This window comes from Microbacterium sp. BDGP8, from assembly GCF_029991045.1.
In the GTDB taxonomy this organism is placed as follows: Bacteria; Actinomycetota; Actinomycetes; order Actinomycetales; family Microbacteriaceae; genus Microbacterium; species Microbacterium plantarum.
This window is the reverse complement of sequence record NZ_CP120712.1, coordinates 1,340,138-1,360,337: the sequence shown is the minus strand read 5'-3', so window position 1 is coordinate 1,360,337 and position 20,200 is coordinate 1,340,138. Positions and strand designations below refer to the sequence as shown.

At 69.0% G+C, this 20,200-nt stretch carries 22 protein-coding genes and 2 tRNA genes; 10 read left to right on the top strand and 14 right to left on the bottom strand.

Annotation, left to right across the window (positions count from 1 at the left end; translation table 11 throughout):
• The first annotated feature begins 16 nt into the window (after positions 1-16).
• The 4 genes from P6897_RS06550 to P6897_RS06535 all read left to right on the top strand — a co-directional run bounded on the left by P6897_RS06550 (position 17) and on the right by P6897_RS06535 (position 3,546).
• Positions 17-934, top strand: coding sequence for an ACP S-malonyltransferase (locus P6897_RS06550; RefSeq protein ID WP_274177675.1), 918 nt, complete (start codon positions 17-19; stop codon positions 932-934).
• Positions 931-1,932 carry a beta-ketoacyl-ACP synthase III gene (locus tag P6897_RS06545; RefSeq protein WP_274177674.1) on the top strand — a complete coding sequence of 334 codons (1,002 nt, stop codon included), beginning with the start codon at positions 931-933 and terminating at the stop codon, positions 1,930-1,932. The genes P6897_RS06550 and P6897_RS06545 overlap by 4 nt, the downstream gene beginning before the upstream one ends.
• Positions 1,933-2,007: 75 nt before the next feature.
• Entirely contained in the window at positions 2,008-2,256 is a 249-nt protein-coding gene (locus P6897_RS06540; RefSeq protein WP_023951379.1) for an acyl carrier protein, read from the top strand.
• A gap of 51 nt (positions 2,257-2,307) precedes the next feature.
• Complete coding sequence (locus tag P6897_RS06535; RefSeq protein WP_114587862.1) at positions 2,308-3,546, top strand: beta-ketoacyl-[acyl-carrier-protein] synthase family protein; 1,239 nt, start codon at positions 2,308-2,310, stop codon at positions 3,544-3,546.
• Positions 3,547-3,704: 158 nt separating this feature from the next.
• Here P6897_RS06535 and P6897_RS06530 read toward each other — a convergent pair whose 3' ends face one another.
• The gene (locus P6897_RS06530) at positions 3,705-4,208 is read right to left on the bottom strand and encodes a DUF3145 domain-containing protein (protein WP_274177673.1); all 504 of its coding nucleotides are present in this window, start codon (positions 4,206-4,208) and stop codon (positions 3,705-3,707) included.
• A 206-nt stretch (positions 4,209-4,414) separates the two neighbouring features.
• Between P6897_RS06530 and P6897_RS06525 the strand changes: the two genes are divergently transcribed.
• Positions 4,415-4,606, top strand: coding sequence for a hypothetical protein (locus tag P6897_RS06525; RefSeq protein WP_269266554.1), 192 nt, complete (start codon positions 4,415-4,417; stop codon positions 4,604-4,606).
• A 53-nt stretch (positions 4,607-4,659) separates the two neighbouring features.
• Here P6897_RS06525 and P6897_RS06520 read toward each other — a convergent pair.
• Positions 4,660-4,733, bottom strand: a tRNA-Ile gene (locus tag P6897_RS06520).
• Between the two features lie 47 nt (positions 4,734-4,780).
• Positions 4,781-5,770: a DMT family transporter gene (locus P6897_RS06515; protein WP_112614102.1), complete on the bottom strand. Its 990-nt coding sequence runs from the start codon at positions 5,768-5,770 to the stop codon at positions 4,781-4,783.
• A 43-nt stretch (positions 5,771-5,813) separates the two neighbouring features.
• Between P6897_RS06515 and def the strand changes: the two genes are divergently transcribed.
• A complete protein-coding gene (def, locus tag P6897_RS06510; RefSeq protein WP_112614100.1) occupies positions 5,814-6,380 on the top strand; it encodes a peptide deformylase in 567 nt (188 codons plus the stop codon).
• 4 nt (positions 6,381-6,384) lie between these two features.
• Entirely contained in the window at positions 6,385-7,311 is a 927-nt protein-coding gene (glsA, locus tag P6897_RS06505; RefSeq protein WP_274177672.1) for a glutaminase A, read from the top strand.
• A 159-nt stretch (positions 7,312-7,470) separates the two neighbouring features.
• Here the strand turns inward: glsA and P6897_RS06500 are convergent.
• From P6897_RS06500 to dusB, 5 genes are all read right to left on the bottom strand, one after another.
• A tRNA-Asn gene (locus P6897_RS06500) sits at positions 7,471-7,543 on the bottom strand.
• Between the two features lie 94 nt (positions 7,544-7,637).
• Positions 7,638-8,405, bottom strand: coding sequence for an ATP-binding cassette domain-containing protein (locus P6897_RS06495; protein ID WP_112615079.1), 768 nt, complete (start codon positions 8,403-8,405; stop codon positions 7,638-7,640).
• A 53-nt stretch (positions 8,406-8,458) separates the two neighbouring features.
• Positions 8,459-10,354, bottom strand: coding sequence for a DNA primase (gene dnaG / locus P6897_RS06490; protein WP_274177671.1), 1,896 nt, complete (start codon positions 10,352-10,354; stop codon positions 8,459-8,461).
• Positions 10,354-11,727, bottom strand: coding sequence for a deoxyguanosinetriphosphate triphosphohydrolase (locus tag P6897_RS06485; RefSeq protein ID WP_112614094.1), 1,374 nt, complete (start codon positions 11,725-11,727; stop codon positions 10,354-10,356). Before P6897_RS06485 ends, dnaG begins: the two co-directional genes overlap by 1 nt.
• Positions 11,717-12,880 carry a tRNA dihydrouridine synthase DusB gene (dusB, locus tag P6897_RS06480; RefSeq protein WP_274177670.1) on the bottom strand — a complete coding sequence of 388 codons (1,164 nt, stop codon included), beginning with the start codon at positions 12,878-12,880 and terminating at the stop codon, positions 11,717-11,719. The genes P6897_RS06485 and dusB overlap by 11 nt, the downstream gene beginning before the upstream one ends.
• A gap of 57 nt (positions 12,881-12,937) precedes the next feature.
• Between dusB and P6897_RS06475 the strand changes: the two genes are divergently transcribed.
• The gene (locus P6897_RS06475; protein WP_114587865.1) at positions 12,938-13,438 is read left to right on the top strand and encodes a glutathione peroxidase; all 501 of its coding nucleotides are present in this window, start codon (positions 12,938-12,940) and stop codon (positions 13,436-13,438) included.
• 25 nt (positions 13,439-13,463) lie between these two features.
• Here P6897_RS06475 and P6897_RS06470 read toward each other — a convergent pair whose 3' ends face one another.
• The 3 genes from P6897_RS06470 to recO are packed head-to-tail and all read right to left on the bottom strand — an operon-like array spanning position 13,464 to position 15,762.
• A complete protein-coding gene (locus tag P6897_RS06470; RefSeq protein WP_112614088.1) occupies positions 13,464-14,141 on the bottom strand; it encodes a DsbA family oxidoreductase in 678 nt (225 codons plus the stop codon).
• A 46-nt stretch (positions 14,142-14,187) separates the two neighbouring features.
• Complete coding sequence (locus P6897_RS06465; protein WP_112614086.1) at positions 14,188-14,991, bottom strand: isoprenyl transferase; 804 nt, start codon at positions 14,989-14,991, stop codon at positions 14,188-14,190.
• A gap of 42 nt (positions 14,992-15,033) precedes the next feature.
• Positions 15,034-15,762, bottom strand: a complete 729-nt coding sequence (gene recO, locus P6897_RS06460) for a DNA repair protein RecO (protein WP_112614084.1) — start codon at positions 15,760-15,762, stop codon at positions 15,034-15,036.
• A 36-nt stretch (positions 15,763-15,798) separates the two neighbouring features.
• Between recO and P6897_RS06455 the strand changes: the two genes are divergently transcribed.
• Positions 15,799-16,485, top strand: coding sequence for a TRIC cation channel family protein (locus tag P6897_RS06455; protein WP_112614082.1), 687 nt, complete (start codon positions 15,799-15,801; stop codon positions 16,483-16,485).
• A 75-nt stretch (positions 16,486-16,560) separates the two neighbouring features.
• On the opposite strand, the gene P6897_RS06450 is transcribed toward P6897_RS06455, so the two are convergent.
• From P6897_RS06450 to glgA, 3 genes are all read right to left on the bottom strand, one after another.
• Positions 16,561-16,812: a type B 50S ribosomal protein L31 gene (locus P6897_RS06450; RefSeq protein WP_018186539.1), complete on the bottom strand. Its 252-nt coding sequence runs from the start codon at positions 16,810-16,812 to the stop codon at positions 16,561-16,563.
• Between the two features lie 84 nt (positions 16,813-16,896).
• Positions 16,897-17,682, bottom strand: a complete 786-nt coding sequence (locus P6897_RS06445) for an ABC transporter ATP-binding protein (RefSeq protein WP_274177669.1) — start codon at positions 17,680-17,682, stop codon at positions 16,897-16,899.
• A 9-nt stretch (positions 17,683-17,691) separates the two neighbouring features.
• On the bottom strand, positions 17,692-18,885 hold the full coding sequence (gene glgA, locus P6897_RS06440; RefSeq protein WP_274177668.1) for a glycogen synthase: 1,194 nt from the start codon (positions 18,883-18,885) through the stop codon (positions 17,692-17,694).
• A gap of 47 nt (positions 18,886-18,932) precedes the next feature.
• Here glgA and glgC point away from each other — a divergent pair, with 47 nt between their 5' ends.
• Entirely contained in the window at positions 18,933-20,177 is a 1,245-nt protein-coding gene (glgC, locus tag P6897_RS06435) for a glucose-1-phosphate adenylyltransferase (protein WP_112614076.1), read from the top strand.
• Positions 20,178-20,200 lie beyond the last annotated feature (23 nt).

Below are 20,200 nucleotides of genomic sequence, written 5' to 3'. Positions count from 1 at the left end.
TTGGAAGGATGTAACAGTGATCATCGCCGTGTTCCCCGGGCAGGGGTCGCAGTCCCCCGGCTTCCTCGCCCCGTGGCTCGAGCTGGAGGGTGCGCGTGAACGCCTCGAGCGCTTCTCCGAGCTCGCCGAGGTCGACCTCGTCGCCGCCGGTACCGAGTGGGATGCGGATCGCATCCGAGACACCGCCGTGGCCCAGCCGCTCATCGTCGCCGCCAGCCTGCTGTCGTACAGCGCGCTCGTCGCCGACGGCGCTCGCCCGGCAGGCGTCGCCGGCCACTCGGTCGGCGAGATCGCGGCACTCGCCGCCGGCGGTGTGCTGAGCGACGATGACGCGATGCGTCTGGTCGGACTCCGCGGCCGCGCCATGGCGGATGCCGCGACCCGCGAGCAGACCGGCATGAGCGCCGTGCTCGGCGGCGACCAGGATGCCGTCGTCGCCCGTCTGGAGGAGCTCGACCTCACCCCGGCCAACTACAACGGTGGAGGACAGATCGTCGCGGCCGGCGCACTCGACGCTCTCGCGAGCCTCGCCGCCGAGCCCGTCGCTGCGACCCGGGTCATTCCCCTCCAGGTCGCCGGCGCGTTCCACACGCGGTACATGGCGCCGGCCGTCGACACGCTCGCCGCGGCCGCATCCGCCACCTCGGTGAACGACCCCGACCTCACGCTGTGGTCGAACCGCGACGGCGCCGTCGTCGCCGAGGGCCGTGACGCTCTCGACCGTCTGGTCGCCCAGGTCGCGTCTCCCGTGCGCTGGGACCTGTGCATGTCGTCGTTCGCCGAGCACGGCGTCACCGGCATCATCGAGTTCGCCCCCGCCGGCACCCTCGTGGGCCTCGCGAAGCGTGCTCTTCGCGGCGTCCCCTCGGTCGCCGTCAAGACCCCCGACGACCTCGTCGCCGCATCCGCTCTCATCTCCGGAGGTGCCGCATGACCGCCGCCATTCGCCAGGCCACCGGCCCCGCTCACACCCGCATCTACGCGTACGGCGCGGCTCGCGGTGAGAACGCCGTACCCAACGACGACCTCGTCGGACCGATCGACTCGAGCGACGAGTGGATCCGTCAGCGCACCGGCATCGTCACTCGCGTCCGCGCGGACAAGGAGACCACCGTCATCGACCTGGCTGCGGATGCCGTGGCCGAGGCGATCGAGCGCAGCGGCGTTCCCGCCGACCAGGTCGACGCCGTCATCGTCTCGACGATCTCGAACCCGAAGCAGACCCCGTCGGTCTCGGCGATCGTCGCCGACCGCGTCGGGGCGAACCCGGCGGCGGCGTACGACGTCAACGCGGCGTGCGCAGGGTTCTCCTACGGCGTGACTCAGGCCGACGCGCTCGTTCGCGCGGGTGCGGCCCGCTACGTCGCCGTCGTCGGCGCGGAGAAGCTCAGCGACATCGTCGACCCCACCGACCGCACGATCTCGTTCCTGCTCGGCGACGGCGCGGGCGCGGCGATCATCGGGCCGAGCGACACCCCGGGCATCGGTCCGACGGTGTGGGGCTCGGACGGGTCGAAGGCCGACGCCGTCGGCATGAACCACACACTCGTGGAGTTCCGCGACGGGACTGCGCCGTGGCCGACACTCCGGCAGGAAGGCCCGACGGTGTTCCGCTGGGCGGTCTGGGAGATGGTCAAGGTCGCACGGCGAGCCATCGAGGAGGCCGGCATCCAGGCGGGCGACCTCGCCGCCTTCATCCCGCACCAGGCGAACATGCGCATCATCGACGAGTTCGCCAAGCAGCTCGGGCTGCCCGAGACCGTCGCGATCGGTCGTGACATCGAGACCACCGGCAACACGTCGGCGGCATCCATTCCCCTCGCCACTCACCGCCTGCTCGAGGAGAACCCCGAGTTGAGCGGCGGTCTGGCCCTCCAGATCGGCTTCGGCGCGGGGCTCGTCTTCGGCGCGCAGGTCGTCGTCCTTCCCTGATCGGGCGGGTCCCCGCACCTAGACTGAACAGCGGCCCGCGTCCGGGTCGGTCCAGAGATAACAAGGAGAAACCCCATGGCATTCAGCAACGACGAGGTCCTCGCAGGACTCGCCGAGCTCATCACCGACGAGACCGGCATCTCGGCCGACGAGGTCGCCCTCGAGAAGTCCTTCACCGACGACCTCGACATCGACTCGATCTCGATGATGACGATCGTCGTCAACGCCGAGGAGAAGTTCGGCGTCACCATCCCCGACGAAGAGGTCAAGAACCTCAAGACCGTCGGCGACGCCGTCACCTACATCACGTCCAACCAGGCGTAACCCCCACCGGCGGGGGCACACGCCCCCGCCGGGGTTCCACCGAGGAGATCCATGAGCACCCCGCGTATCGTCGTCACCGGAATCGGAGCGTCGTCGCCCCTGGGCGGCACCGCACCCGAAAGCTGGGAAGGCCTGCTCGCCGGCCATTCCGGCACGCGCACACTCGAGCACGAGTGGGTCGAGAAGTACCAGATTCCGGTTCACTTCGCCGCCGAGGCCATCGTGCGCCCCGACACCGTGCTGGAGCGCCCTGTCTCCAAGCGTCTCGACCCCGCGTCGCAGTTCGCGATGGTCGCCGCGATGGAGGCGTGGGCGGATGCCGGCAGCCCCGAGGTCGACCCCGAGCGTCTCGGTGTCGACTTCGCGACCGGCATCGGCGGGGTGTGGACGCTGCTCGATGCGTGGGACACGCTGCGCGAGAAGGGACCGCGACGCGTTCTGCCCATGACGGTTCCGATGCTCATGCCCAACGCCGCCGCCGGTAACCTCTCGCTGCACTTCCGGGCGCGCGCCTTCGCCCGGACGGTCGCGAGCGCCTGCGCCTCGAGCACGGAGTCGATCGTCAACGCGATCGAGCACCTGCAGGACGGCCTGGCCGACATCGTCATCGCCGGTGGCACCGAGTCGGCGATCCACCCCATCACGATGGCGTCCTTCGCGTCGATGCAGGCACTGTCACGCCGCAATGACGACCCGGCGACGGCCTCGCGCCCGACGAGCATCGATCGCGACGGCTTCGTCATGGGTGAGGGCGCCGGTGTGCTGATCCTCGAGACCGAAGAACACGCCAAGGCTCGCGGCGCGAAGATCTACGCCTACGCGGTGGGCGGCGGCGTCACCGCCGACTCGTACCACATCACGGCCAACGACCCCGAGGGCGCCGGCGCCTCGCGCGCGGTCCGCGCTGCTCTCGAGCAGGCCGATGCCTCCCCCGATGATGTCGCGCACATCAATGCGCACGCGACCTCGACCCCCGTCGGCGACCCCAACGAGTACCAGGCGCTGCGCAGCGTCTTCGGCGACCGCATCGACGAGATCCCGGTCTCGGCCACGAAGGCGTCCACGGGTCACCTGCTGGGTGGTACCGGTGCCCTCGAGGCGATCTTCACGATCCTGGCTCTACGCGAACGGATCGCGCCGCCGACGATCAACATCACCGAGCAGGACCCCGCCGTCCCGTTCCGGGTCTCGGGCGAGACCCAGAGCCTCGGCGACGGTGATCTGCTGGCGATCAGCAACTCGTTCGGCTTCGGCGGACATAACGCCGTCGTCGCGTTCCGTTCGGCCTGACCGGTCTCGGAACACGAAACAGACCCCCGCGGACGGCGTTCCGCGGGGGTCTGTTCTTCTTTCGGGTCAGTCGTCCCGTACGTGCTCCCGTTCCCCGGGATCATTCCACCGGGGCTCGGTACGAACGCACGGGCCGACTGCGTCTGTGCGACTCGGAATCAGCCCACCTTGTGCAGCCACACCACGGCAGCATCGTCGCCGGCGTGACGGAAGGGCTCGAGCTCTTCGTCCCAGGCTGCGCCCAACGCGACGTCGAGCTCGCGCTGCAGCTCGCGCACATCGCCCGCCGCGATCTCCATGGCGTAGCGGATGCGGTCCTCACCGATCACGACGTTGCCCGTTGCATCGGTCTGGGCGTAATGGATGCCGAGGCTCGGGGTGTGCATCCACCGGCCCCCGTCGCTGCGCGGCGTCGGATCCTCCGACACCTCGAATCGCAGGTGCTCCCAGCCCCGTATCGCCGTTGCGAGTGCTGCTCCGGTTCCGGCGGGGCCCTCCCAGTAGAACTCCGCGCGACGGCTGCCGTCGAGCACCGGCTGGTCCTCCCAGTCGAAGCTGACCGCGCGTCCGAGCGCGCGCCCCGCCGCCCACTCGAGGTGCGGGCACAACGCGCGTGGCGCGGAGTGGATGAAGATCACTCCACGCGCCTGTGGTATCGCCATGACTTCTCCGTTTCATCAGGTACGTCTTCCCCTACGACCTGAGCCCGGATGTCGGCGATGTGTTCGGTTATGGCGTCGATTATCGCGCACGAACCTGAAGAATCACAACCGTGTCACGATTTCTCCCGGCATCCGATGTCAAGCGCCTTCCTCGCGACCCACCCGAGCGGCAGGCTGGATCTCACACCCCGAGGAAAGGATGCCGCATGTCCGACAGCACTCCCCACCACCGCGACGCCGATGACGCACACGCCGACAGCGCCGCGCCGACGGATGCCGCCAGCGATGAGGTGAAGGCCGACGCGGCTCGCGCGGGCTCCGACCTCGGCGACACCGATCTCAAGGCGGGCGACGACAACACCGACTTCCCGCAGGATCCCGCGATCACGCACCCCTGACGCTTCACGCCCCTGTGCGTGCGAATGGCCGCCCGCGGGCGGCCATTCGTGCGTAGGGCGGGTGGGACTTGAACCCACGATCGTCGGGTTATGAGCCCGCTGCCTTGACCAGCTTGGCCACCGCCCCGTGCCGTATCGAGCCTAGCGCGAGCCGCCTCGAACCGACGCGACCGCTCAATCGTCGAGGCGCTTGCCCTTGCTCCCGCGCGGAATCGGCAGCTGCTGACTGTCGAGCACGACCTGCGGATGGTTCCGCGCCAGCGACGTCACGCCATAGACCGCGATGGCTCCGGCGACGACGAAGCCGACGAATGCCGGCAACGGCGCCGTTGCGGCCTCACGCAAGATGGCGATGCCGATGATGACGGCGACGATCGGGTCGATGACGGTGAGCCCGGCGATGACGAGATCGGGAGGCCCGACGGAGTAAGCGGTCTGAACGAAGTACGCACCGACCGCGGTCGCGGTGATCAGGCCGACGAGGCACAGGAGCGTCAACCACTCGAAGTCGCCGTTCTGGATGCGCGAGATCACGACCTTCGCGAGCGTCGCGACGAAACCGTAGATGATTCCCGAGGCCGCGATGTAGAAGAGCGGCTTCGCGCCCTTGCGCACCAGCATCCACACGGCCCCCGAGATCAGCAGCACCCCCGCGAGCAGAGCGAGGATGGTGATGAGCTGCGCCTGATCGATCGGCTCCTCCGTCGCGACGAGCGCGGCCACCGTGACGAAGGCGAGGATGCCTCCGACGCACAGGATGATCGAGCGAACCGACCGCTTCGTCGGCTTGACGCCGGTGATGCGTGCATTCAGCAGGGTCGTGATCACGAGAGAGATCGCACCGAGCGGCTGAACGAGGATGAGCGGCGCGAAAGTCAGCGCTGCGAGCTGACACACGATCGCGAGCCCGAGCATGATCGTCCCCGCCACCCACGACGGACGCTTCAGCAGACTCAGCAGCTGCGAGCCGTTGAGCCCGGCGCTTCCCGACGAGTTGGTGAGACGCTCGACCTTCTGCACGCCCCGGTGCTGGTAGAGCGCTCCGAAGGACATGAACACGGCGCCGAGCAGCGCGAGCGGGATTCCGATGAGGATTCTGGGTTCGCGGAAGACTCCGATCAGCTGATCGGTTACGTCATCGAGGGACGCGACAAACGGAATCACCTTTCGACCATAACGGCGAAGCGGGCTCGATTAGGCTCGCAACGTGCCCGTTCTTCCGATTCGCATCATGGGCGATCCCGTGCTGCACGCCCCCGCCGAGCCCGTCACCGAGATCACGGACGAGATCCGCCAGCTCGTCGCCGACATGTACGAGACCATGGATGCCGCCCCCGGGGTCGGCCTGGCTGCTCCGCAGGTCGGCGTCGGCCTGCGGATCTACGTCTACACGTACCAGGACGACGACGGCGAGCCCTGGCGCGGCGAGATCATCAATCCCGAGCTCTGGATGCGACCCCTCGAGCCCGGATCACCCGATCCCGACGACGAGTCGGAGGGGTGCCTCTCCTTCCCCGGTGAGCGGTTCCCGCTGCGGCGCTCCGAGGAGGTGCTCGTGACCGGCACCGACCTCGCCGGCTCCCCCGTCGAGATCCGCGTCGATGGCTGGCGCGCGCGCATCATGCAGCACGAGTTCGATCACCTCGACGGCATCCTCTACGTGGACCGCCTCGACGACTCGGACTGGAAGACGACGCAGAAGATCGCGAAGAAGCGCGGCTGGGGCCGTCCGGGCAACGCCTGGATGCCGGGCGTCGACGATCTCGACGCCTGACGCCATGAGCGACGCCAGCGGTCCGCGTGCATACGATCTCGACGCTCTGCGTGGACGGTTGCTGCCGGCGCGCGACGGTGAACGCTCGACGAGCATTCCGGAGCTCGCCGACGCCGACCGCGACCTGTGCGCGATCGCACTGGCTCTGCCCGACGGCTCGGTCCGATCGTCGGTGGATGGGGAGGTCCCGTTCAGCATCCAGTCAGCCGTCAAGCCGTTCCTGTTCGCCCTCGCTCTGGCCGACACCGACGGCGCAGCTCTAGACCGGGTCGGCATCGAGCCGACGGGCGAGGCGTTCGACGCCATCAAGCTCGAGAGCGGCACGGGAAGACCCCCGAACCCGATGGTGAACGCCGGCGCCATCCTGACCTGCGCGCTGGTCGATGGAGACGATCCCGACGAGCGGGCGAGCCGCATCGTGGCCGGGCTGTCGGGATTCGCCGGTCGCCGACTGGAGGTGGACGACGATGTCGCCCACAGCGAGCACCTCCTCGGCGACCGCAATCATGCACTCGCGCATCTGATGCGCGATGAGGGAACGCTCGCCGTCACGGCCGATGACGCTGTCGCGGTCTACGCCCGTGCGTGCGCCGTGCTGGTGGACGCGCAGACCCTGGCCGTCATGGGCGCGACGCTCGCTCTCGGCGGGGTGAATCCCGTGACCGGCGAACGGGCGGTGTCTGCGCGGATCGCGAGAGACGTCGTCGCCGTCATGGCCACGTGCGGCGTCTACGACGGATCGGGTCGCTGGATGCGAGCCGTCGGCGTCCCCGCGAAGTCCAGTGTCTCCGGCGCGATCGTGTTGTCGGCTCCGGGCAAGCTCGGCGCTGCCATCGTGAGCCCGCCTCTCGACGAGCACGGGACGAGCGTGCGCGGTCGCATCGGCGCGGAGGCGCTGAGCGACGACCTCGGACTGCACGTCTTCGGCTGATCGTTCGCGCGATCGCACGTCTCCGGTTGGCACTTCGCGCCGCTTCGAGGCCGAGGAACGGGCATCGAGTGCCAGGCGAACCTCAGACACATGAGTAAAGGCCCGGGGTGGAAGCCCGGGCCTTCGGTGAGAGCCGCGGTAGATAACGCGGGTCTCTCGCTCCCCGGCTTGGACTCGAACCAAGAACCTATCGGTTAACAGCCGATTGCTCTGCCAATTGAGCTACCGAGGATCAGCCGCCCCGCTCGCGCCGGGCAACCCGTCTATATTAGCAAAGCTCCGGGGGTGCTCACGACATCGGCCGACCGCCGGGCGGGTCGCGGCCGTCAGGACGCTCGCGATCGCCCGTCCGGCGTCCAGACCACATCCGATGCGGTCTGCCCGTATCCCACGGGCCGGCCACCGTGCAGGACGAGAGCCGCGGCATCCAGCTCGTCGGCGGTCTCGACGTCGTTCGTCGCGATGACGATCGCCATCCCCGTGTCGTCGCGACGCGAGAGCAAGGCCTCTCGAGCCGCGATACGCACCTCGATGTCGAGGTTCGCGTACGGGTCATCGCCGATGAAGACCTTCGGGTCGAGCACGAGAGCGCGCGCGAGCGCGACGCGCTGGCGCATGCCCGCGCTGAGCTCGTAGGGATACTGCGAGGCCGCCCCCAGCGGAAGGTGCAACTCGTCGAGGAGCGAGGCGACCCGAAGCGACAGAGCGCGCTGACTCACCCGCCGGTCACGCGAGGTGATGGGCTCGGCGATGACTTCGGCCACGGTCAATCGAGCCGGGAGCGAAGCGCCCGCCGCCTGTGGCATGTGCCCGGCGTAATAGGTGAGCATGCGGCGCGAACGGCCACCCTTCCGCACCGAGAGGCCGGCCACCTCCGCAGCACCGCCGACGACCCCGACATCGGCCGGCGCATTGCCGGCCAGGACGGAGAGCAGCGTCGACTTGCCGGATCCGGTCGCGCCCATCACGGCGAGGGCTTCTCCCGCCCGGACCGTGACGCTGACGCCCTCGACGACGCGATCGGAATCGCCCGTCCGCGCTATCGACAGATCGTCGCAGCGCACCGCGATCTCCGCGTCGGGTCGTCGGGACATGCGCATCATCCTGCCGTTTTCATCGCTCGACCGCTACTCGTCGCCGACGGCGGCTACTCCGACTCCATGAGCTGCCGCAGCCGAAGGTCGAGATCGCGGATGGCGACGCCGATGGAACGGAACTCGGGCGAGCCCGGTTCCAGGCGCTGCTGCGCGCTTCGCAGCTCGGCCTTCTCGCGTTCGAGCGCCCGCTGGCGGAGTTTGCGCAGCGACTCCATCGCCGTCGTCTGCGCGATGCGTTCGGTTCCCGCGGGGAAGTCCGCCGTGAGCAGTTCGATCGCGAGCGTGCGATAGGGCTCCCGAGTCGCGTCCACCGCAGCCGAGGTCCATCCGGGCCGGGTGAGATCGGTCTGCATCGAGACGGCCTGACGGACGGCTTCGAGAGCCGGATGCGGCATGGGCAGACCCAGCGCGATGTCGACGGCCTGCTTGTCGAGCAGGTGCCCGTACTGCAGCACGCCCATGAGCGCGCGCTTCTCGAGCTCGAGGGCGGCCGGCAGTGAGGCGAGGGTGACACGGACCGACACGGGCGGCGGTTCGGAGGCCGCGCCGGGCGCGCCTGAGGGCTGCGCTCGGCCTGCGCCCGGTGCCTCGCCGCGAGTGCGCTCCCCTGCGCTCCCGGACGCCGACGCGCGGCGCGCGGCCCGCTCGACCTCGGGCTGCACCTCCGAAAGGTCGAGCCCGAGCTTTCCGGCGAGGACACGCGTGTAGCCCGGTCGAAGCGCGGCATCGCGGATGTCGGCGACGATCGGTGCCGCTGCCCGCAGAGCGCCGATGCGTCCTTCGACGGTGGAGAGGTCGAACGTCGACAGACGCTGATCCATGACGAACTCGAACATCGGCGCCTTCGCCTCGATGAGCGAGCGCACCGCTGCATCACCCCGGTTGAGCCGCAGATCGCACGGGTCCAGCCCCTCGGGGGCGACCGCGACGTACGTCTGCGCCGCGAAGCGCTTCTCGTCGCCGAAGGCGCGCAGCGCGGCCTTCTGGCCGGCGGCATCCGGGTCGAACGTGAAGACGACCTCACCCGAGCTGCCCTCGCTGTCGCCCATGACGCGACGCAGCACCGTGATGTGATCGGTACCGAAGGCCGTGCCGCACGACGCGATGGCTCCGGTGACCCCGGCGAGATGGCACGCCATCACATCGGTGTAGCCCTCGACGACGACGACGCGATGCTCCCGCGAGATCGACTTCTTCGCGAGGTCGAGGCCGTAGAGGACCTGCGCCTTCTTGTAGATCGGCGTCTCTGGCGTGTTGAGGTACTTCGGACCCTGATCGTCGTCGTAGAGGCGGCGAGCGCCGAAACCGATCGTCTGACCGGCGACGTCGCGGATGGGCCAGACGACCCGTCCCCGGAACCGGTCGTAGACGCCGCGCTGCCCCTTCGAGACCAGTCCCCCGGTGAGCAGCTCCTCGTCGGTGAATCCCTGCGACCGCAGTGCGTCGCGAAGCGCCGACCAGCCTTGGGGCGCGTATCCGACCCCGAAATGCGCGGCTGCACCGGCGTCGAAGCCTCGTTCGCCGAGGAACTGACGTGCGGCCTGCGCGTCCGGGGCGGACAGCTGCGACCGATAGAACTCGGCCGCGGCGGTGTGGGCGGCGTACAGCCGGGAACGACCGCTCGTCTCGGGAGCCGCAGCGCCGTCCTCGTAGTGCAGTGAGTAACCGATGCGCGCCGCGAGGCGCTCCACGGCCTCGGTGAACGAGAGGTGATCCATCGCCCGCAGGAACGAGTAGACGTCGCCCGACTCACCGCATCCGAAGCAGTGGTAGTACCCCACCTGCGGCCGGACGTGGAAACTGGGGCTGCGTTCGTCATGGAACGGGCAGAGCCCCTTCAGCGAGCCGACGCCGGCGGACTTCAGGGCGACACGCTCGCCGACGATGTCGCCGATGTTCGTGCGCGCCTTGACCTCTTCGATGTCGGTCTGCCGGATCCGTGCCATCAGAGCCCTTCGATGGGCTCGGGCAGCGCGAAGTGGCTCGGCGCCGTCGCGCGCGGATCAGACGACCACAGGCCCAGCTCGCGAAGGTCGACCGGGCCCACCAGGCGGCCGTGCCACTCGATCGCGAAGCGGTCGGTGAGGGTCGCCACCTGGTCGACGATGACGCGGCGGCGGGCGGCATCCGTCACCGCCGCGGCGAAGTCCTCGGCGTGCAGCGCGTCGAGGTGCTCCGGACGCTCCCACAGGGCGTCGGCGAGGCGGCGCAGGACGCGGCGCTGCTCCTTGTAGAGCCCCTTGCGTCCCTCGATCGAGACGACGAAGGCGCCGATGACTCCCTTGAGCACCGCCATCTCGACCTCGATGACGCGCGGGACGATGACACGACCGCGGAAGCGGGTCAGGACGGGGATGTCGTAGTGCTCGCGGGTCGCCGCCGTGGCGGCGCGCGCGAACCGGCCGATGAGATCGGAAGTGAGGTTCTTGAGACGTGCCATCGCCGCGCGCGAGCCGTCGTACGACTCGAGCCACTCGGGAAGCAGTGTCAGACGGTACAGCGCATCGCCGAGCTCGTCCTTCGTGAAGCCGTAGCCCACCCAGCTCTGGATCGCGGTGAGCAGCGCCTCGCGTTCGCGCGGATCCCCGAGCCGCGCCGGATCGAGGTAGCCGTTCAGGACCGCGTCCTCGAAGTCGTGCACCGAGTAGGCGATGTCGTCGGAGAGATCCATGACCTCGGCCTCGATGCAACGCAGGCGACCCGGGGCGCCCTCACGCATCCACTGGAACACCGCCTCGTCCTCGGGGTAGACGCCGAACTTCTGCCGTCCGCCCGGGTCGGGGATGGCGTGCTCGACCGTCCACGGGTACTTGCACGTCGCATCGAGGCTCGCCCGCGTGAGGTTCAGGCCCGCGCTCTGACCGAACGCATCGACGACCTTCGGCTCGAGACGCGAGAGGATGCGCAGCGACTGCGCGTTGCCCTCGAAGCCGCCGATGTCCTCGGCCCAGTCGTTGAGGGCCCGCTCACCGTTGTGGCCGAACGGCGGGTGTCCGAGGTCGTGGCAGAGGCAGGCGGTATCGACGACGTCGGGCGAGAGCTCCAAAGCGATGGCCAGCTCGCGCCCGACCTGGGCGACCTCGAGCGAGTGCGTCAGGCGGTTGCGCGCGAAGTCGGCCGGGCTCGCCGGACTCAGCACCTGCGTCTTGGCGGCGAGACGGCGCAGGGCGCCGGAATGCAGCACACGGGCGCGATCGCGGGCGAAGCTGTCGCGGCGCGAGCGGTGCTCCTCGCGGTGGAAGCGGGCGGCGTCGTGGTCGTTGTAGCCGGAGGGGCGTCCCGCCGAGACGCCGACACCGCTCGTGACCTCAGCCCCCACTGTTCTCGACCTCCGCTGCGGCGATGGCCGACGACTCGGCCGCGTCGACGTCGCGGGAATCCAACCAACGATCCGGCAGCGCGGGACGCTTGGGGGTTCCCGCGCGACCACGCTGCCCCTCCGCAGCCGAGCCGGGGTAGGGCGCCGCCCAGTCCAGCGTCGCGAGGATGTCGTCGATCTCGGCGAGGCTCGACGCGGTCGCCAGCCGCGCCCGCGTGTCACCGCCGACCGGGTAGCCCTTGAAGTACCACGCGACGTGCTTGCGGATGTCGCGGCATCCCCGGCCCTCATCCTCGAAGAACTCCACGAGAAGCTCGGCGTGCCGGCGGAAGGCGGTCGCGACGAACCCGAGCGTGGCATCGACCTCGGGCCCAGCTGAGCCGGGTTCGCCCAGCGCTCGCGCGAGGTCTCCGAAGAGCCACGGTCGCCCGAGGCATCCGCGACCGACGACGACGCCGTCGCAGCCGGTCTCCGCCATCATGCGCACGGCGTCGTCGGCGGACCAGATGTCACCGTTGCCGAGAACCGGAACGCTCGTGACGGCTTCTTTCAGCGCGGCGATGGCCGACCAGTCGGCGTGCCCCGAGTAGAACTCCGCCGCGGTGCGTGCGTGGAGCGCGACCGCCGAGACCCCGGCGTCCTCCGCGATGCGACCCGCGTCGAGGTAGGTCAGGTGGTCCGAGTCGATGCCTTTGCGCATCTTGACCGTCAGCGGGACGTCGCCGGCCGCGCGCGCGGCGCGCGTGACGATGTCGCGGAACAGGTCGAGCTTCCACGGCAGGGCGGCTCCCCCGCCCTTGCGCGTCACCTTGGGCACGGGGCATCCGAAGTTCAGGTCGATGTGGTCGGCGCGGTCCTCCTCGACAAGGAGCCGCACCGCGGCCTCGGTCGTGGCGGGGTCGACGCCGTAGAGCTGGATGGAGCGCGGCTTCTCCGACTCGTGATGGGTGATCAGGCGCATGGTGGTGGCGTTGCGCTCGACGAGTGCGCGGGTCGTGATCATCTCGCTGACGTAGAGACCAGCGCCGTACTCGCGGCACAGCCGACGGAAGGCGGTGTTCGTGATCCCGGCCATCGGCGCCAGGACGACGGGTGCATCCAGGGCGATCGGGCCGATCCGCAGGCGCGGGGAAGCGGAAACGACGGTACTCACCAGATCATTCTCCCAGAAGGACGGATGCCGGAAGGCGGCCGGGCGTAGCCTGGGGACGTGACCGAAGCGACCACCGACATCCGTTCGATTCCCTTCTCCGCAGCCGACGGCACCGCCACCACGCTGGAGGAGCTCGGCGACGGTGTGCTGCTCGTCGTCAACGTCGCCTCGAAGTGCGGCCTGACGCCCCAGTACGAGCAGCTCGAGCAGCTTCAGCGCACCTACGGCGAGCGCGGGCTCCAGGTCATCGGATTCCCCTGCAACCAGTTCATGGGTCAGGAGCCGGGCTCGATGGAGGAGATCCTCGATTACTGCGCGATGACCTGGGGAGTGAGCTTCCCCATCATGGACAAGATCCGGGTCAACGGCTCGCACGCCGCTCCCCTGTACAAGGCGCTGAAGAAGATCCGCAACGAGGAGGGTGCGCGAGGCCCGGTGATGTGGAACTTCGAGAAGTTCGTCATCACGCCGAGCGGTGAGGTGCACCGCTTCCGCCCCCAGACGAAGCCCGACGCGCCGGAGATCGTCGCGGTCATCGAGGCGAACCTCCCGCGCTGACCCTGCGCGCGTGTGCGGACCGCGCTCAGCCCGCGGTTTCGACGCCGTTCCGCTCGGCCCACACCTGACGGGCGATCTGCGCGAACGCCTCGGCAGGCTGCGCTCCGGAGACGCCGTACTTGCCGTCGATGACGAAGAACGGGACGCCGTTGATGCCGTACGAACGCGCCTGATCCTGATCGGCGCGAACGGCCGGCAGGTGCTCGCCCGACTCGAGCGCGGCGCGGATCACGTCGCGGTCGAGTCCGACCTCGGCCGCGAGCTCGACGAGATCGTCGATCCGTCCGACGTGGCGGCCCTCGGTGAAGTACGCCGCCATCAGGCGCTCGGCCATCTCGTGCTGACGGCCCTCCGCCTTCGCGGCGTGCAGCAGCTCGTGCGCCTTGACCGTGTTGGTGTGCTTGAGGATGTCGAAGTGGTAGTCGAGGCCCGCGTCCTTCGCGACGCCGGTGACGTTGTCGAGCATCTGCTGCACCTGCTCGCGCGGCATCCCCTTGTGCGTCGAGAGGAAGTCCAGCTCGTCGCCCTCGAAATCGACCGGAGTGTCGGGCGAGAGCTCGAACGAGTGGAAGGTCACCTCGACGCGCGGAGCGTCTTCGTCATCCGCCGTGGCCGCGAGGCCCGACTCGAGGTTGCGCTTGCCTATGTAGCACCACGGGCAGGCGATGTCGCTCCACACGTCGATCTTGATTGCGTCCGTCACACCGGGTGCAACGTCCTGGCGCGCGCGGGCTATTCCCGCTCGCGCATCACGCGGTGGGAGCGTCGACAGCGCCGCCGAACCGGCGGTCGCGCGAGAGATACAGCTGAATCGCACCCCACAGGTCCGAACGAGAGAAGTCGGGCCAGAGCGTGTCGAGGAACACCATCTCGGCGTAGGCCGCTTCCCACAGGAGGAAGTTCGAGGTCCGCTGCTCTCCGCTCGAACGGATGAACAGGTCGACGTCGGGCATGTCGGGCACATAGAGGTGCCGGCGCAGGGCCTTCTCCGTGATGGCGGAGGGCTTCATCCGCCCCGCGGCGATCTGCTCCCCCATCGCCCGCATCGCATCGATGATCTCGTGCCGGCCGCCGTAGTTGACGCACATCGTGAGCGTGAGGACGTCGTTGTCGCGGGTGAGCTGCTCGGCGTACTGCAACTCGGAGATGACCGAGCCCCACAGGCGCGGCTTGCGCCCGGCCCACCGCACACGCACGCCCCACTCGTTGAGCTGATCACGACGACGGTGGAGGACGTCACGGTTGTAGCCCATGAGGAAGCGCACCTCATCAGGCGACCGCGACCAGTTCTCGGTCGAGAACGCGTAGACGCTCAGGTGCTTGACGCCGGCCTGGACGGCGCCGGCGACGACGTCGAGCAGCACCTCTTCGCCCGCGCGGTGCCCCTCGATGCGGGTGAGTCCGCGGCGGTTGGCCCATCGTCCGTTGCCGTCCATGACGATCGCGACGTGGTTCGGGACACCGCCTCGCGGGAACGCCGGCGGGTACACCCCGGTCCAGTCGAGGGGGCGATAGGGAACCGCGTCGCGGTGCGTGTACGGCTTGGGACTCATCGGTTCGAGCCTAGGCGTTCGAGCTGCCCGCCATCACCGTGGTCAGCGCGCCGCGCCGATGTGTCCGAGTGACCGGATGCCGCGCTCGAGATGCCACTGGGCATACGCGGCGATCAGCCCCGATGCCGCGTTGGCGGTGCCGGGGCTGCCCGCGTCAACGGTTTCCCATTCGCCGGCGATGAGAGCGCGGAGCCGGGCGCCGGTCTCCGGTGCGATGCGGGCCGATCCCGCCGGAGCGCAGGCATCGCAGACCGAGCCCCCGAGGGGCGCGACGAACCCGTCGTGCGGCCCGGTACGACCGCAGCGGGCACAGGCGTCGAGCGAGGGCGCCCACCCCGAGAGCGCCATGGCGCGAAGGAGGTAGGAGTCGAGCACAGCGCGACTGTCGTGCTCGCCACGCGCGAGCGCGCGGAGGCCGCCCACGAGCAGCAGGTACTGCTGCGGCGTCGTCTCGGCCTCGTTCAGACGGTCGGCGGCCTCGACCATCGCCGACGCCGACGTGTACCGGTCGTAGTCGGTCGCGATGTCGGCCCCGTACGACCCGAGCGACTCGGCCTGCTGCACGATGTCGAGCGACCGTCCCTTGTACATCTGCACGTCGGCGACCATGAACGGCTCGAGGCGCGCCCCGAAGCGCGACGACGTGCGACGTACTCCCTTGGCGACGCCACGGAGCTTGCCGTGCCGACGGCTGAGCATCGTGACGATGCGATCCGCTTCACCCAGCTTGTGGGTGCGGAGGATCACGACCTCGTCGCGGTAGGTGGGCACCCTCCAATTATCGCGCCGACCGACGACAATGGTTCCGTGACGCAGTCTCAGTTCGTGATCCCGCTCTGGGCGGATCTGACCGCTGTCGGCCTCGGCGGGGTGCAGGGCGCTCTGTTCGCCTCGGGGTTCGTGGGCAAGCAGCGGCTCGACCCTCTCGGCGTGGTCATCATCGGGATCCTGATCGGGATGGGCGGCGGCCTCATCCGCGATCTGCTCCTCGGCGTCCAGCCGGTCACGCTGCAGAGCAACTGGTACCTCATCACCGCTACCTCGGCAGCCCTCGTGGGAATGCTCCTGTCGAACGTCTTCCGACGGCTCAACGCCGTCATCATCGGCCTCGACGCCGTCGTCATCGGCTTGTTCGGCGCATTCGGAACCAGCAAGGCCCTCGTGCTGGGACTTCCGATCGTCCCGGCGATCTTCATCGGCTCGTGCGCGGCGGTCGGCGGCAGCATGTTGCGCGACGTCATCCTCGGGCTTCCCGTCGCCATCATGCACGTCGGCTCCCTCTACGCCGTCGCGGCAGCGGTGGGGTGTGCGGTGCTCGCCGGCGCATCGGCGCTCGGAGCCCCGATCGTGGCGGCGGCCATCGTCGGCATCGCTGTCACCACCGTCATCCGTCTGCTCGCCGTCGTGTTCGACATCTCCCTGCCCGAGCAACGCGCCCTGCACCGCCGCAAGGTCGCCGCCGAGACGGCGTCGATCCCGATCGTCAAGCCGTGATCGCGTGAGCGGGCACAGCACACCGCCGAGAACGACGAAGGCCCCGCCGAAGCGGGGCCTTGATCGAAGAACGACTTACTTGGAGCCGAAGTTCTTGAAGCGCTGGTTGAACTTCTCGACGCGACCGGCCGAGTCCATGATGCGCTGCTTGCCCGTGTAGAACGGGTGCGAGGCGGACGAGATCTCGACGTCGATGACGGGGTAGGTCTCACCGTCCAGCTCGATCGTCTTGTCGCTCGAGACCGTCGAACGGGTCAGGAAGGTCTCGCCGGAGCCCAGGTCGCGGAACACGACGGCGCGGTACTCGGGGTGGATGTCAGTCTTCATGGGATTCCTTACGTGGTGCCCTGGATTTTGCCAGGGCGAGGGAAGTCTGCGATGCGTCTGCACCAAAGAGCGATCTTACCAGGTTCACGATGCCGCCCGAGCCGCGTAGCGACCGCCCTCCTCGGTGAGCGTGATGGACAGCCCGAACGTCTCGGTGAGGTTCTCCGCGGTGAGCGTCTCGGGCAGCGGACCGGCAGCGACCACTCCACCCTCGCGAAGAAGGAGCACGTGCGTGAACCCGACCGGGATCTCCTCGACGTGGTGAGTCACCATGATCATCGCGGGCGTGGTCGGGGCCTGGGCATAACCGCCCAGGAGAGCGAGCAGCTCCTCGCGGGCGCCGAGGTCGAGGCTCGCCGTCGGCTCGTCCAGAAGCAGGAGCTCGGGGTCGGTCATGACGGCGCGGGCGATCTGGACGCGCTTCTGCTCACCGTCCGAGAGGGTGCCGAAGGTGCGCTCGGCCAGACCGTCGAGCTTCCATTCTGCGAGCACCCGCATGGCGCGCCGCTCATCGATGTCCTCGTAGTCCTCGCGCCAGCGCCCGGTCACCGCGTAGGCGGCGGTGAGGACCACGTCGAGTACGGTCTCCTCAGCCGGGATGCGGCGGGCCATCGCCGACGAGGCGAACCCGATGCGCGGGCGGAGCTCGAACACGTCGGTGCGCCCCAGGCGCTCGCCCAGGATCTCGACGGTCCCCGAGGTGGGGTGGAGCAGGCTCGCCGCCAGCTGGAGCACTGTCGTCTTGCCCGCGCCGTTGGGGCCGAGCACCACCCAGCGCTGATCATCGGAAACCGACCAGTCGACCCGGTCGATGATGTTCCGGGCGTTTCGGCGGACGACGACGTCGGAGAACTCCAGGACCTGCGGCATGGGTTCAGCCTAGCGGCCGAGCCCCGCCACTCTCGCGTACAACGCGGCGGTCTCGTCCGCGATCGCAGCCCAGCTGAACGAGTCGGCGGCACGCTCGCGGCCCGCGGCGCCGTAGCTTCGCGCCGTCTCGGGATCCGAGACGACCTCGGTCAAGGTGGCGGCCAGATCGGCGACGAACCTGTCGGGATCGAGCGGCGTCCCGGTGCCGTCGTCCGACTGCTCGATGGGAACGAGGCGCCCGGTCACGCCGTCGACGACGACCTCCGGGATGCCGCCGGTCGCGGTACCGACGACGGCGGCGCCGCACGCCATCGCCTCGAGGTTGACGATGCCGAGCGGCTCGTAGACCGACGGGCAGACGAACGTCGTCGCGGCGGTGAGGATCGCACAGAGCTCGTCGCGCTGAAGGAACTCCTCGATCCAGACGACACCCGAGCGCTCGGCCTGCAGCTCGCGCACGAGCCCCTGCACCTCGGCCATGATCTCGGCCGTGTCGGGCGCGCCCGCGCAGAGGACGACCTGGACGTCGGCGGGCAGGAGACGAGCCGCGCGCAGGAAGTAGGGCAGCCCCTTCTGCCGCGTGATGCGGCCGACGAAGACCACCGAGGGGCGTGCGGGATCGATGCCGTGGCGCTCGAGGACCGCGGGATCGTCGACGGGGCGCCACGACTCGACGTCGATGCCGTTGTAGATCACCGAGACCTTCTCGGGATCGAGATCCGGATAGCTGCGCAGGATGTCGCGGCGCATGCCGTCGCTCACGGCGATGATCGCGGCCGCGTTCTCGTAGGCCGTCTTCTCGATGTAGCTCGACACGGCGTAGCCGCCGCCGAGCTGCTCGGCCTTCCAGGGACGCAGCGGCTCGAGCGAGTGCGCTGTGACGACGTGCGGGATGCCGTGCAGGAGCGAGGCGAGGTGACCCGCGAAGTTGGCGTACCAGGTGTGGCTGTGCACGACGTCCGCGCCGGCGACATCCCCCACGATCTCGAGGTCGGTGCCGAGCGTCTGCAGCGCGCCGTTCGCGCCGAGGAGTCCGACCGGGGTGGCATAGGACGTGGTGTCGGGCTCCTCCCGGTCGGCCCCGAAGGCGCGCACCTGCACCTCCATCGACGCGCGCAGGGCGCGGACGAGCTCGGTGACGTGCACCCCCGCTCCCCCATAGATCGCGGGAGGATACTCCTTCGAGACGATGTCTACACGCATGTCTCGAACGCTAGTACAGGAGCGTTCGGCGGGCCTAGTGTGGTGCCATGCCAGCAGCGCCCAAGGTCTTCGGAATCGTTCTCGCCGGCGGCGAGGGAAAGCGCCTGATGCCGTTGACGGCAGACCGCGCCAAGCCCGCCGTCCCGTTCGGCGGCCAGTACCGCCTGATCGATTTCGCGATCTCCAACCTGATCAACTCGGGCCTGCGCCAGGTCGTCGTGCTGACCCAGTACAAGTCGCACAGCCTCGACCGCCACGTGTCGCAGACGTGGCGCATGTCGGCCCTGCTGGACTCCTATGTGGCTTCCGTTCCCGCACAGCAGCGTCTGGGAAAGCGGTGGTTCTCCGGCTCGGCCGACGCGATCCTCCAGTCCCTGAACCTCATCAACGATGAGAAGCCCGACATCGTCGTCGTGATCGGCGCCGACCACGTGTACCGCATGGACTTCCGTCAGATGCTCGACGCGCACATCGCCTCCGGCGCCCGCGCGACAGTCGCCGGCATCCGCCAGCCCATCGGGCTCGCCAACCAGTTCGGGGTCATCGACGTCGACCCCGCTGACGAGACCCGCATCCGGGAGTTCCTCGAGAAGCCGCAGAGCCCCGCCGGGCTGCCCGACTCGCCGCACGAGGTGCTGGCCTCGATGGGCAACTACATCTTCGACACCGACGCCCTCATCGAGGCGGTCGAGGCCGACGGCGAGCTGCCGACGTCGAACCACGACATGGGCGGCGACATCATTCCCTACTTCGTGAACCGAGGCGAGGCGGCCGTCTACGACTTCAAGCGGAACGACGTGCCCGGCTCGACCCCGCGGGATCGCAACTACTGGCGCGACGTCGGCACCATCGAGTCGTTCTTCGACGCCCACATGGACCTCATCTCGACGCTGCCGATCTTCAACCTGTACAACACCGACTGGCAGATCCACTCCCAAGCCGTCAACTCGCCGCCGGCGAAGTTCGTCCGCGACAGCGTGGGACGCATGGGCAATGCGATCGACTCGATCGTCTCGCTCGGCTCCGTGCTGTCGGGGACCCATCTCGAGCGCAGCGTCGTCGGCCCGTGGACACTCTCCGGGGGCGGCGCGACCATAACCGACTCGGTGCTGTTCGACTACGTCAGCGTCGGCGCGGGGGCGCGTGTGCACCGGGCGATCCTCGACAAGAACGTCGTGCTCGAAGACGGTGCCACGGTGGGCGTCGACCGTGAGCGTGATCTCGCCCGCGGTTTCACGGTGACCGACACCGGCATCACCGTCGTCGGCAAGAACGCGCGCGTCGAGCGCTGACGCGCGTTCCCGCTAGCGTGGTG

What these genes read in the sequence shown, in the direction of transcription:
- P6897_RS06540 (WP_023951379.1), top strand. Translation starts at nt 2,008, where the DNA reads ATGGCATTCAGCAACGACGAGGTCCTCGCAGGACTCGCCGAGCTCATC.
- glsA (WP_274177672.1), top strand. Translation starts at nt 6,385, where the DNA reads ATGAGCGACGCCAGCGGTCCGCGTGCATACGATCTCGACGCTCTGCGT.
- dnaG (WP_274177671.1), bottom strand. Translation starts at nt 10,354, where the DNA reads ATGGCACGGATCCGGCAGACCGACATCGAAGAGGTCAAGGCGCGCACG.
- P6897_RS06525 (WP_269266554.1), top strand. Translation starts at nt 4,415, where the DNA reads ATGTCCGACAGCACTCCCCACCACCGCGACGCCGATGACGCACACGCC.
- P6897_RS06450 (WP_018186539.1), bottom strand. Translation starts at nt 16,812, where the DNA reads ATGAAGACTGACATCCACCCCGAGTACCGCGCCGTCGTGTTCCGCGAC.
- P6897_RS06465 (WP_112614086.1), bottom strand. Translation starts at nt 14,991, where the DNA reads ATGAGTCCCAAGCCGTACACGCACCGCGACGCGGTTCCCTATCGCCCC.
- P6897_RS06445 (WP_274177669.1), bottom strand. Translation starts at nt 17,682, where the DNA reads ATGCCGCAGGTCCTGGAGTTCTCCGACGTCGTCGTCCGCCGAAACGCC.
- P6897_RS06530 (WP_274177673.1), bottom strand. Translation starts at nt 4,208, where the DNA reads ATGGCGATACCACAGGCGCGTGGAGTGATCTTCATCCACTCCGCGCCA.
- P6897_RS06495 (WP_112615079.1), bottom strand. Translation starts at nt 8,405, where the DNA reads ATGTCCCGACGACCCGACGCGGAGATCGCGGTGCGCTGCGACGATCTG.
- P6897_RS06545 (WP_274177674.1), top strand. Translation starts at nt 931, where the DNA reads ATGACCGCCGCCATTCGCCAGGCCACCGGCCCCGCTCACACCCGCATC.
- P6897_RS06535 (WP_114587862.1), top strand. Translation starts at nt 2,308, where the DNA reads ATGAGCACCCCGCGTATCGTCGTCACCGGAATCGGAGCGTCGTCGCCC.
- glgA (WP_274177668.1), bottom strand. Translation starts at nt 18,885, where the DNA reads ATGCGTGTAGACATCGTCTCGAAGGAGTATCCTCCCGCGATCTATGGG.
- glgC (WP_112614076.1), top strand. Translation starts at nt 18,933, where the DNA reads ATGCCAGCAGCGCCCAAGGTCTTCGGAATCGTTCTCGCCGGCGGCGAG.